This is a genomic window from Vibrio sp. FE10, assembly GCF_030297155.1.
Taxonomy (GTDB): Bacteria; Pseudomonadota; Gammaproteobacteria; order Enterobacterales; family Vibrionaceae; genus Vibrio; species Vibrio apostichopi.
On record NZ_AP028068.1, the window covers coordinates 57755 to 70592 of the forward strand.

The 12838-nt window shown below is 42.8% G+C and carries 10 protein-coding genes and 1 pseudogene; 4 read left to right on the forward strand and 7 right to left on the reverse strand.

What is annotated here, in order from left to right:
* Positions 1-107: 107 nt before the first annotated feature.
* The 3 genes from QUF19_RS17395 (at position 108) to QUF19_RS17405 (ending at position 4400) form a co-directional block, all read left to right on the forward strand.
* The gene (locus QUF19_RS17395; RefSeq protein ID WP_192891979.1) at positions 108-722 is read left to right on the forward strand and encodes an NAD(P)H-dependent oxidoreductase; all 615 of its coding nucleotides are present in this window, start codon (positions 108-110) and stop codon (positions 720-722) included.
* 3 nt (positions 723-725) lie between these two features.
* Complete coding sequence (locus tag QUF19_RS17400; protein ID WP_192891978.1) at positions 726-2648, forward strand: monovalent cation:proton antiporter-2 (CPA2) family protein; 1923 nt, start codon at positions 726-728, stop codon at positions 2646-2648.
* A 528-nt stretch (positions 2649-3176) separates the two neighbouring features.
* Positions 3177-4400 carry a DUF819 family protein gene (locus QUF19_RS17405; protein ID WP_065112819.1) on the forward strand — a complete coding sequence of 408 codons (1224 nt, stop codon included), beginning with the start codon at positions 3177-3179 and terminating at the stop codon, positions 4398-4400.
* Positions 4401-4921: 521 nt separating this feature from the next.
* On the opposite strand, the gene QUF19_RS17410 is transcribed toward QUF19_RS17405, so the two are convergent.
* The 6 genes and pseudogenes from QUF19_RS17410 to QUF19_RS17435 all read right to left on the reverse strand — a co-directional run bounded on the left by QUF19_RS17410 (position 4922) and on the right by QUF19_RS17435 (position 10888).
* Positions 4922-5782, reverse strand: coding sequence for a hypothetical protein (locus QUF19_RS17410; RefSeq protein ID WP_286301491.1), 861 nt, complete (start codon positions 5780-5782; stop codon positions 4922-4924).
* A 179-nt stretch (positions 5783-5961) separates the two neighbouring features.
* A pseudogene (locus QUF19_RS17415) lies at positions 5962-6102 on the reverse strand (L-threonine 3-dehydrogenase); the annotation flags it as partial.
* Between the two features lie 432 nt (positions 6103-6534).
* A complete protein-coding gene (locus tag QUF19_RS17420; protein WP_286301492.1) occupies positions 6535-7725 on the reverse strand; it encodes a BspA family leucine-rich repeat surface protein in 1191 nt (396 codons plus the stop codon).
* A gap of 26 nt (positions 7726-7751) precedes the next feature.
* A complete protein-coding gene (locus QUF19_RS17425) occupies positions 7752-8189 on the reverse strand; it encodes a BspA family leucine-rich repeat surface protein (protein ID WP_102560557.1) in 438 nt (145 codons plus the stop codon).
* Positions 8190-8552: 363 nt separating this feature from the next.
* The gene (gene tdh / locus QUF19_RS17430) at positions 8553-9584 is read right to left on the reverse strand and encodes an L-threonine 3-dehydrogenase (protein ID WP_004730216.1); all 1032 of its coding nucleotides are present in this window, start codon (positions 9582-9584) and stop codon (positions 8553-8555) included.
* 110 nt (positions 9585-9694) lie between these two features.
* The gene (locus QUF19_RS17435) at positions 9695-10888 is read right to left on the reverse strand and encodes a glycine C-acetyltransferase (protein ID WP_017094962.1); all 1194 of its coding nucleotides are present in this window, start codon (positions 10886-10888) and stop codon (positions 9695-9697) included.
* A gap of 383 nt (positions 10889-11271) precedes the next feature.
* Between QUF19_RS17435 and QUF19_RS17440 the strand changes: the two genes are divergently transcribed.
* Complete coding sequence (locus QUF19_RS17440) at positions 11272-12003, forward strand: EAL domain-containing protein (protein WP_102307159.1); 732 nt, start codon at positions 11272-11274, stop codon at positions 12001-12003.
* A gap of 7 nt (positions 12004-12010) precedes the next feature.
* On the opposite strand, the gene QUF19_RS17445 is transcribed toward QUF19_RS17440, so the two are convergent.
* The gene (locus QUF19_RS17445) at positions 12011-12832 is read right to left on the reverse strand and encodes a helix-turn-helix transcriptional regulator (RefSeq protein WP_286301506.1); all 822 of its coding nucleotides are present in this window, start codon (positions 12830-12832) and stop codon (positions 12011-12013) included.
* Positions 12833-12838: the final 6 nt, after the last annotated feature.

Consider the following 12838-nt stretch of genomic DNA (forward strand, 5'->3'; position numbering starts at 1 on the left):
ATCTGAATAGATGAGTATGGCTAATTCGTTGTTCTTCAATCATTCTTCTATTATTGTATATCTATAATTCCAATAAACATTATTCGTTAATGGACAAAGAGGGCTATATGTCGAAAAATCGAGTCTTGGTGCTATTCGCCCACCCTTCTCAGCATCGCTCTGAAGCTAACAAACCCTTATTTGAGCAAGCCAAGCGCATTGATGGGGTAACCTGTGTCGATCTCTATGCGGAATATCCGACCTTCAAAATCAACATCGATCGCGAACAGAAACGCCTGTTGGACCATGACATCATCATTTTTCAGTTCCCTCTATATTGGTACTCAACACCCGCGATTCTTAAAGAGTGGCAAGACCTCGTCCTAGAATACGGATTTGCTTATGGCACCGACGGTAATGAACTGCAAGGTAAAAGCTTGTTATGCAGTATCACCGCTGGCGGCAAGAAAGATGCTTATCAGACTGACGGTTATAACCACTTCACCATACGTGAACTGCTTCACCCCATCGAACAAACGGCTTCTTTGTGCGGTATGAACTACTTGGCCCCGTTGGCTTTGTTTGGTTCACGTACAGCATTGGAAGAAGGCCGAATTCAAGATCACGTAAACAGCTATAAAACGCTTTTAGAGGCTTTTGTTGCGGGCGAAGTCGACCTTAAAAAGGCAAGCAAGGCTGAAAAGCTAAACCATTACGTTGATGAAATGATGAGCAGAGGTTAGATCATGACAGGATACTTTCTACAAGCATTTATCTATTTGCTCGCTGCAGTCATCGCGGTCCCTATCGCCAAAAGGCTTGGCCTCGGTTCTGTGCTTGGCTACCTGATTGCTGGTGTTGTGATTGGTCCAATTATCGGCTTAGTCGGCGAAGAGACCACAACCATTCAACACTTTGCTGAATTCGGCGTAGTTATGATGCTGTTCTTAGTTGGGCTGGAACTTGAGCCTAAGATGCTTTGGGCAATGAGAAACCGTCTGATGGGGCTCGGCGGCTTACAAGTCGGAGGCACAACGGCCATTGTCATGGGTATTGCATTGTTCTTCGGGCAACCTTGGACGATCGCTCTCACCATCGGCTTGATCTTCGCGCTTTCATCTACCGCGATTGTTCTTCAAACGTTTAATGAGAAAGGGCTATCAAAGACAGAAGGCGGTAAGAACGCTTTCTCGGTCTTACTGTTCCAAGATATCGCCGTCATTCCGATGTTGGCATTCATTCCCTTATTGGCTCTTCCAGAACTGGTTGCCTTGGCAGAAAGCGCTGCACAAACCGCTGCACATCACGATGAGCTAAGTTTGGTTGCAGGCTTACCAAGCTGGGCATATGGCCTTGTCATTACGGCTTCCATCGCCATCGTGGTTGTGGGAGGACATTATCTAAGCCGTCCACTGTTCCGCTTTGTTGCGAGCTCTGGTCTACGTGAGATCTTCACCGCAACGGCACTGATGCTGGTTATTGGTATTGCCGCGCTGATGAGCCTGGTTGGTTTGTCTCCAGCGCTTGGTACCTTCCTAGCGGGCGTTGTACTTGCCAACAGTGAATTCAGACACGAGCTTGAATCTAACATTGATCCATTCAAAGGGCTGTTGCTTGGACTGTTCTTCATTACGGTGGGTGCAGGTATCGATTTTGGAGTTCTGTTTAACGACTTTGGACTCATCATTGGTTTAACGCTAGGCGTTATGGCACTGAAAGCATTGGTGCTGTTCACACTGGCGCTGATCTTCAAAATCAAAAATAGCGACCGATGGTTGTTTACGTTGAGCTTGGCGCAAGCCGGTGAATTCGGTTTTGTACTACTGAGCTTCTCAGCCCAAAACCATGTACTGCCCTCAGATATTGTTCAAACACTATCGTTGGTTGTCGCCCTTTCGATGTTCTTAACACCTGGTCTGTTCATTTTGTTTGATAAAGTAATCCTGCCTCGTTACGAGCAAAAATCTAACGACCGTGAAGAAGATACTATCGAAGAGAAAGGCACGGTCATCATTGCTGGTATTGGCCGATTCGGTCAGATCGTTAACCGTTTATTGGTATCGAATGATGTCAATACTGTGGTTTTGGATCACCAAGCCAACCAAGTAGATTTATTACGCTCCATCAATATCAAATCTTACTTTGGTGATGCGACTCGTCATGACTTATTGCATACCGCAGGAATCGAAGAAGCCGCAATGCTTGTCGTCGCGATAGATAACCAAGACTCAAGCGTTGAATTGGTGAAGTACGTTAAGCACACCTACCCTAAAGTGAAAATCTTAGCGCGAGCATTCGACCGTGGTCACAGCTATCGCCTAAGAGAAGCCGGTGCAGATTTTGTGGAATCAGAAACGTACCACTCGGCGCTTGAAATGGGTGCAGAAGCCTTGCGTTCGCTAGGCCATCACCCATTCTTCGTTGAACAGCAAAAATCAACGTATCAGCGTGTTGAAAGTCGTAAGTCTGAAAAGCTCTACCAAGCTTGGTCTGAAGCGGAAGAAAACCCACGCTACGACAACAACTACCGACAAATCTTTATTCATCTAGAAGAAGCGATGAAAGAAGATATGAAAAAAGACCGCTCAGATAAGCACTCTCGCTCAGAACGAGGTTGGACACCGCCACCGAAAGGTTATGCCGACGGCTTTGAGGAAGAAGAAAGCTAAACGGAAATTCTACTAAACACTCTAAGTTACCATTCAAAAGTGGCTCTCGAGCCGCTTTTTCATTGTCTAGACACCAACAGCGCGACCAATGAAGCCAAATCACTGGACCTAAATCAGATGAACCACGAGATTTATGTGATCCAGCTATAATTTTCAATCTCAAGCTACCCGTCAAAAATGAATTCAGTTTTTACAATTATGAAACATTACCTCATCGCATAAACCACACCTTAAACATGGCTATATATGCACTCATTTTAGCAGCTCACTTGCCAACTAAAATCGAAATGACCAGTTTCAGGGGTTTGAATAACATTGCATATATCAAAATCAGCCTGTCTCATCCCAACAAAATCATTCACAAAACCAATAAATTACGCATAGCATTCACAAATCCAACCCATTTGAGTTAACACAAACGTTTCAAAGTATGTCTATCGTTACAATTTGTAACGAATGGAAGTTATCGGTATAGTCCTGCAATTCAAAAAGTGAGACCTTTGCGCTCACCTTAAAGGAGATATAATAATGATTACTAATGATGCTGTAATAATGGGCATGTTAGCTGTTATTCTTGGCGGTGTTTTTATCACGGAAAGTAGCCAAAATAGCGCACTGAAAAAATTCTACTCGTTCGTTCCGGGTCTATTGCTCTGTTACTTTGTTCCTTCATTGTTGAACAGCTTCGGCATCATTGATGCGTCAAACTCTAAGCTATACTTCGTAGCAAGTCGCTACCTACTGCCAAGTGCATTAGTTCTTCTGATCATCTCAGCTGACCTACGCAAGATTTTTGGACTAGGTTCAAAAGCCGTCATCATGTTCCTTACCGGTACTGTCGGCATTATCATTGGTGGTCCACTGGCTATCTTGATCATCGACCAAATCAACCCTGACCTTGTATCTGGTGACGTATGGCGTGGCCTAACAACCGTTGCAGGTTCTTGGATTGGCGGCGGTGCAAACCAAGCCGCAATGAAAGAAGTGTTCGAGGTTGATGACCAACTCTTCTCTGCAATGATTACAGTAGACGTTATCTGTGCAAACATTTGGATGGCTGTATTGCTTATCATGGCAGGCCGTCAGAAGAAGATTGATGCATGGTTAAAAGCGGATACTTCATCTATTGAAGAGCTAAAAGAGACGGTTTCTAAATACCAAGAAGAGAACGCTCGCCCAACTACCACAACCGATCTAATGAAGATCACGGGAATTGCATTCGGTCTGACCGGCCTAGCTCACCTATTCAGTGACCTAATCGCACCTTGGATCTCGACCAACGCACCAGAACTCGCAAAATACAGCCTTACATCTGGTTTCTTCTGGTTAATCGTAATGGTAACAACGTTCGCGCTCATCGCTTCATGCTTTAAATCAACACGCAGCCTTGAACACAGCGGCGCGTCTAAAGTGGGCTCGGCATTCATCTACATCCTAGTTGCAACCATCGGTATGCAAATGGACGTGACGGCTATCTTAGACAACCCAGGCTACTTCTTCATTGGTATCACATGGCTAACAATCCATGCCATTCTAATGATTGTGATGGCGAAGCTTATCCGTGCACCACTGTTCTTCATGGCAGTTGGTAGCCAAGCTAACGTAGGCGGCGCAGCATCGGCACCTATCGTAGCAGCGGCATTCCACCCAGCATTAGCTCCAGTAGGTATCCTAATGGCGGTATTGGGTTACGCACTAGGCACATACGGCGCCTACATCTGTGGCCTAATAATGCAGGCTGCTGCGGGTTAATTGAGTTAACTTCACTCAAGCCAACCATTAAACATCAAAGTCCGATATTGGTACGCCAATATCGGACTTTTTTATGCCTACAAGTATTGAAGAGTTTCGTTTAGGACTTCTCAACCTTCTTGTTCAAATACGAGAGAGATACTGGGGCGATGTCGTGAATTGAATCTTTGAGTGCTTTGGCTAGTAACACCGCCCTCTTCTCTGGAACGCCCACATCGTTCAAATTGGCTAAACACATGTTGAAAAATTCTTGATTTATCCAAACATACCTATCCAGTTATAGTGTTTGTAGAGGTGACCGACGATGAAAGAACTCGATAGATATTGTGAACAAATAAACCTAAACCTGACAAAACAACAAGTAGATCGACTTAGATGGAACAAGCCTGTGTTTAGCAAGCGTATTACTATTTTTTCAGCGATGTCTTTGTTTATTTTATGGGTAACGTATTGGTTTTAATTGAATAAAAGGTGAAACGATGTCCGTTCAGCCTCTCTTTTTGCATAATACTCAACAAAGATTAATCGAATAAAGACGCCAATTTATTTTCAACTACAGGGCTGATATTAAAGCTCAACATAAAGTCTGGACGCGTCTTTTCATCTTTCTCAATATAGTAATTAGCTTCAATGCCAAACTTCCAAGGACGTCCGTTCAACACCGCAGTTTTACTTACGCTAATATTCAACGGAATCTCCGCCTGATCTTTATTCCAATCGTAGGACGGTGTCGGAGCTGAGCCTACCGTCCATCCGCCCTCCAATAACTCTACCCAAAATAACTGCGTAGAAGTCTTGTTGATACGAGTATCAGAGTGATCTGCCCCATTGCCAGACAAACCATAGAGATGGCTTGGGAACACACCTACAACGCAATCGGCACTCACTTTCCCGACCATAAACTCAGGACCGACAGCAAATTGATCAGCCGTTAAGTCATTACTACCTGTAGGCAAAGAAGCAAACAGACCGAAAGCGACAATAGTCCCACCCTCCATTTTAGGCGCATAAGCTAAATCAAATGAGATGTCAGTAACGCCTGACTGCTTCATATGTTGGGAGCTTGTCGACGTATCCATATTGAAATCATTCTGAACATAAGAGATAGCCGGGCGGAAGATCACTTTGTCGCCATTATCCATTGGAAACGGTAATGTCGGCTGTAATACAGTCGCGAAAGCATCCCCTCCACCATCGTAACCACCTGAATACTGGAGCTTTAAGTTAAGGCTAGCGTAAGCTGTGTTTGGGTTTGCAAGTTCCTTTGCTGCCTGTTCTGCTGCTTGATTGCTTTCAGATTTCGAAATGTCGACCTTAGCGCTAGCAAAATTCGGCTTTAATAATAGTCCAGTTATTATCAGTGCAAGTGGTTTACAAGCCATTGAAGCCCTCTTTAAAAATTAAACGCAGTTTATTACGCGTATTTTAAAGACTAACGAGAGACAAAATGGCCATTCAGCGACATCAAGAATTAATTGATTCCCCGAAAACAAAAATGCCCCAAATCTCTTTGGGGCATTTTCAAATAATCAGGAAGCGAGGGAGTGTTTACTCCTTTAGCTTATTCCCAATCAAGAATTACTTTACCTGACATACCAGAGCGCATCATGTCGAAGCCTTTCTGGAAGTCGTCCACTTTGTAGTGATGAGTAATGATTGGTGTTAGATCAAGACCAGACTGGATTAGTGAAGCCATTATGTACAAAACAAAAATTAAACCTTACAAAACAACAATTTAATGTTAATGCACAAAGTTTATGGCGACACAGTGGCGACAGTTTCAGTCGTTGTTATAACTCCCCCACTTCAATAGGAGGTGTCTTTCCCCACCTTTCTTCCTATTTAACGCCTACAAACAAGTAAGCACTGTAAGAAAATATGCCGTAGAACTTAACAAAAACAAGTAATATTACTATAAAATCAACGATTTACTCTAATCTCAGTGTATATAAAAACAGTAACAAGTGGCGATTTACACCCATAAATAACGCTCTTTTACAATGAATGCCGCCATTTTTGCCGCCACTTTTTATTGGAATTTATCCGCTCTGTTATCCCAGCATCACTTGTAAACAAAAAAGCCAGCGTTGAATCCATCAACACTGGCCTTTGTTTAGTTAAACCGATGAGAGGGTTAGTCTACAAAATACGGCAGTTGTTCTTCAGTCAGAGCACTGTCTTTGGCAAAGTCAGTATGCCCCAGTACCCTGCTCACATTCCAATTGGTTAAATCTTGGTTAAATGCAGAAGCATTAGAAAACATCTCTTTCATATTTTTCACACTCAATGTATTCCAATTACCAATATCTTGGTTAAATACTTTTGCCCCAGAAAACATATTATCCATTGAAGCTACGTGTGAAGTATACCAATTGCCAATGTCTTGGTTAAATTTTTCTGCGCCAGAAAACATCTTATTCATAACCCATACTCTTGATGTATCCCAATCCCCAATATCTTGATTAAAGGCTTTTGCTTCAAAAAACATGTAATTCATAGTGGTTACATTCGATGTATCCCAATTCCCAATTTTTTGGTCGAATGCGAGTGCTTCACTGAACATACTTTGCATAAACTCCACATTAGACGTATCCCAATTACCAATATTTTGATTGAACGCGTATGCTTGCCAGAACATCGCATTCATATCCAGAACTCTTGATGTATCCCAATTACCGATATCTTGATTAAAGGATTCTGCCTTTCTAAACATATCCTTCATACTTGTTACATTAGACGTATCCCAATGACCAATATTTTGATTAAACGCGTATGCGTTCCAGAACACCGAACTCATATTCAGAACACTTGATGTATCCCAATAACCTATATCTTGGTTAAATACCCATGCAGAACTGAACATAAAATCCATTCTTTGAACACTTGATGTATTCCAATAGCCTATATCTTGGTTAAATGAATGTGCCCAAGAGAACATAGTACTCATATCTGTAACATTAGATGTATCCCAATGTCCTATGTCTTGATTAAAAACTCGTGCTTTGTAAAACATCCAAGCCATGTTCGTCACATTTGATGTATCCCAATCACTAATATCTGTATTAAAATTAACTTGGTCATAAAACACTCTACTCATATCCGTCACCTGTGTGGTGCACAAGCGGATATGACCTTGCTCTAAATTATCTAACAAAGTCTTATTTTTAATTAGAGCGTTATCCACCACGACATAAACTTTGCCATTCTCAAACATCACTGAGTTAACGGCTTGGTCAGGGCACTTTACTGAGATATCAGCAGCAAAAGCAGTTTGGCTAGCAAGCGCGGCGGCGCCCACAAGAAGTGAGGTTATGGTTCTTTTCATTATATTGTCCTAGGGTTGAATAGACGTTATTGCGTAAAAGTTGGAAGGCTATCTTCAGACAGGCCACTGGCTTTAGCGAAGTCGGTATGACGAGAGACGCGCTTGACGTCCCAATAAGTTAAATCTTGGTTAAAGCGCTTGGCACCAGAAAACATGCGGTCCATATTAGTCACACGAGAGGTGTCCCAACGGCTGATGTCCTGATTGAAGTATTTGTTTTTAGAAAACAGGTCACTCATGTCTGTTACGTGAGTGGTACAGAGTTGAATGTTGCCATCCAGAAAGTTTTGCCAGTAGTCTGAATTGCGGATGAGTGCGTCATTGACGACCACAAACAACTCATCTTCTTGAACCATTACTGTTCCCGGTTTGTTTGACTCGCAGGTGACTGTTTTAGGCTCATTAGCTAAAGCTTGACTACAACTTAATAGCGCGCAGGTGGAAATAATTGAACGTAACTTCATAGTTAAAACCATGATTTAATTAAAATTAGTTAAGAATCATACAGAAAGCACACCTATCTATTTCACTATTTGGGTCTGCAATTTCACTAAAAAAGTGGAATTGCATTCACCATCCCAATAAATAACATTATTAATGACAGAACGCGTTATAAATAATCCTTTGTGTCGGAGTGCCACAATAATTAGTTAATCATCTAGCACATGTTTACCCTCGTTCACCACTTCGCACTCTGCCTTAAGCATTCAGCTCTTTTTTTTTAGCCTTAAATAACGTTTTATCTACTCATTTAAATACAAAAAAGGCGACAGTAATAACTGTCGCCTTTCTATTAAGCTTTCTTAAGTTAGCTTCCTAACTCAGAATTATTCCCAATCTAGGATCACTTTACCTGACATACCAGATCGCATCATGTCGAAGCCTTTCTGGAAGTCGTCCACTTTGTAGTGGTGAGTAATGATTGGCGTTAGGTCTAAACCTGACTGAATCAAAGAAGCCATCTTGTACCAAGTTTCGAACATCTCACGACCGTAGATACCTTTGATAACCAAGCCTTTAAAGATTACTTGGTTCCAGTCTACTGCCATGTCTGATGGTGGAATACCTAGTAGAGAGATCTTACCGCCGTGGTTCATGTTAGTCAGCATGCTGTTGAACGCAGATGGGTTACCAGACATTTCTAGACCTACATCGAAGCCCTCAGTCATGCCAAGATCAGCCATTACGTCTTCAAGCTTCTCTTCCATTACGTTTACTGCGCGAGTCACACCCATTTGACGAGCAAGGTCTAGGCGGTATTCGTTTACGTCAGTAATTACAACGTGACGAGCACCAACGTGCTTAGCAACAGCAGCAGCCATGATACCGATTGGACCAGCACCAGTGATTAGCACGTCTTCGCCTACTAGGTCGAAAGAAAGCGCTGTGTGTACTGCGTTACCAAACGGGTCAAAGATTGATGCTAGATCATCAGAGATTTCTGCAGGGATCTTAAATGCGTTGAACGCAGGAATCACAAGGAACTCAGAGAACGCACCAGTGCGGTTAACACCAACACCTGTTGTGTTACGACAAAGGTGAGTACGGCCGCCACGACAGTTACGACAGTGACCACATGTGATGTGACCTTCGCCAGATACACGGTCGCCGATTTCAAAACCACGAACTTCTTGGCCAATGCCAACAACTTCACCCACGTATTCGTGACCTACTACCATAGGTACTGGGATTGTGTTTTGTGACCACTCATCCCAGTTGTAGATATGTACGTCAGTACCACAAATTGCAGTTTTCTTAATACGGATAAGAAGATCATTATGACCCATTTCAGGTTTTTCAACCTCAGTCATCCAGATGCCTTCTTCAGGCTTAAGCTTAGAAAGTGCTTTAATTTTCATAATGTTATCCAGTTCATCTCGCCTAACTGTAAGGCGAGAATCAAAAATCTATATGTGCTATTAGGTGTTGCTCTATCTAATCAAAGGATGCACAAGGCACCCCTTTAAAATTAGATGATAGCCATGTCTTTACCAACTTGGATGAACGCATCGATTGCGCGATCCAGTTGCTCACGTGAGTGTGCAGCAGACATTTGCGTACGGATACGAGCTTGGCCTTTTGGTACTACAGGGAAAGAGAAACCTACCACGTAGATGCCTTTCTCTAGTGCACGCTCTGCGAATTCAGCCGCTACTTTTGCATCACCCAGCATGATTGGGATGATTGCGTGATCAGCACCGCCCATAGTGAAACCAGCTGCTTCCATGCGAGTACGGAAGTGAGCAGAGTTTTCCCATAGTTGAGTACGTAGGTCGCCAGATTCCGCTAGAAGATCGAGAACACGGATAGACGCAGATACGATTGCAGGTGCAACAGAGTTAGAGAATAGGTATGGACGAGAGCGTTGACGTAACCAGTCGATCACTTCTTTCTTACCAGAAGTGTAACCGCCTGAAGCGCCACCCATTGCTTTACCAAGCGTACCTGTGATGATGTCGATACGGTCAACAACGTTGTGGAACTCGTGAGTACCCGCGCCGTTTTCGCCCATGAAGCCAACTGCATGAGAGTCATCAACCATCACTAGTGCGCCGTACTTGTCCGCAAGGTCACAGATAGCAGGAAGGTTAGCGACTACGCCGTCCATTGAGAACACGCCGTCAGTTACGATTAGTGTGTGACGAGCGCCTGCTTCTTTAGCTGCGATAAGTTGCTGCTCTAGCTCTTCCATGTTGTTGTTCGAGTAACGGAAGCGCATTGCTTTACATAGACGAACACCATCAATGATAGATGCGTGGTTTAGAGCATCAGAAATGATTGCGTCTTCTTTGCCTAGGATCGTTTCGAATAGGCCAGCGTTTGCATCAAAACAAGATGTGTAAAGGATAGTGTCTTCTTTACCAAGGAACGTAGATAACTTTTGCTCTAGTTCTTTGTGAGAGTCTTGAGTACCACAGATGAAACGAACAGAAGCCATACCAAAACCGTGTTGATCCATACCGTCTTTAGCAGCTTCGATAAGGTCAGGGTGGTTAGCAAGGCCTAAGTAGTTGTTTGCACAGAAGTTTAGTACTTCTTCACCAGTCGAGATAGAAACCGCTGCTTTTTGAGCAGAAGTGATAATGCGCTCAGACTTGTAAAGACCTTCTTCTTTAACTTCTTCGATTTGAGTTTGAATCTGTTGGTAAAATGCAGAAGACATTGTCTATTCCTTCCTAATTATTATTCAGCAGCATCGCGCGCCGCATTATGTAGGGGATGTAAACGATTTCAATTCGATCATTTACACTGTAAAACTTATACCCCTATTCTAGTTGAACATCCCCTTCTCGATTATCCCTTTAGTTGGAAAAACATTAATGAATCACAGGCACTAATAATAGTTCATCCCAGTGACACAGGGCACATAAACGCGTCTTACCTGTTCTTTTTAACGTCAAATCCCCTTCCGTTCCTGTCTAATTTCGCTTTCATATCAAATATCAATTTTTCATCTCAGAACGATATAGTGATGATTCTCTGCTTCTCTCAGAATGTGCGACCGTTACGCCGCTATGTAAATGAGACAAAATGAGAAACAAACACATGACCCTATCCGATCACACCATTCAAGAAGCCTTCGAAAACGACTGGTACACCTGCTTTTATCAGCCAAAGGTGCAGCCTAGTGTCGAGAAAGTGACTGGAGTGGAAGCGCTGTTTCGTTTAGATATTCCAGAAGAAGGAATTTTCTCTCCGGGCGTGTTTATTGATCGCGCGTTTGCATTGGGTTATGAAGAAGAAATCTTCTTTAGCGTGCTTGAACAATCTCTAACGGAGGTCAAATCGCTTTCCATTCATCTAAGCTTGGCGGTAAACATCAGCAAGAAAGTGCTAGCAAACCCTGATAATGTCGAAAAGGTTCGTGAATTACTTTGGAATGCATCTTTCAAAGCAGAACAGCTTACCTTTGAGCTAAGTGAAAATGATCAGTTAGATGAGCAGCTTTGTGAGCAGATAAAGCGCTTTAAGTCTCTGGGCGTCAGAATCTCTATCGACGATTTTGGTATCGGTTATTCAGACATGAATAAGGTGATTAGCCTTAATGTCGATGAAGTGAAGTTCGATAAATCGATTGTGAATAGTATTGAGCCAGCAAGCTCCGATTTAGTTAAGCGTACTTTGGCATACTGCAAAGAGTCTGGCATTGAAACCGTGGCAGAAGGCGTTGAAGACACAGATACACGTCAACTGATCCAGCAGCTAGGGTTTGATCGCTATCAAGGCTTCTTGTACTCAAAACCTCTGCCTTTAACCGACCTAAGATTGGTCATGTAGAGCACTCTTACAGACTAGAGCTTAAAACAAACTCGACACTTTTCTTCTTCTGCTTAAGGTCGTGGTAACGGATATACTTAAAGTAGATATCGTGTTTATTTTGGATGTTCTGAGAAAAAGGATTTTTCACCACTTTCTTGATATCTGCCTTGAAAAACGGCATGCCGAGCTTACTCATATAAGGTTCTAAATACAGGTCATACAAGAACTGGCACATAGCAGGGTCAAGGGTCGGAAAGCGAAACTCAGTATCAGACAAATTATCCGCCATGTAATCGAAGATCTTACGACGAATCACAATGCTAACCGCGCCAACACTGCAAAGCATCTTACTTACGCCGTCATACACCACATGACCAATAATGACCCCCTCGAAAAGAAAACAAAGCACCTGCATATCTTCTTTTTTCACACCCAGATGCTGAGAAACCTCGATAAAATCTTTGCCATAGGTTTTTAGATGCATTCCTTGAATCGACTTAAGCCTTTTCGCTGGAAGTGCTCCCATATTATATGACTCAACACTCGTCACCTCATAGTCATAACCAATATCAATACTGAATGGGCGTTCCACGTTCTTGGTTGCCGCTTTCACCTGTACCATTTCTTCAACGGAAAAGTCGTAATCGACCTGAAAGAAACTCGCGATACCAAGACGACGCACAAAACTCGGCAACGTCTTTGCCCTTTCCCACTGGCTGACCATCACCTGATTGACACCAAAAAACGCTCTATGAGAATTGGAAAGCAACTCTGCAAATTCTTCCTGTGAAATAGAGAGTGATTCACGAAGTCGTTTTAACTCTATAGGGAAATTTTCTTTATTCATCTGTTA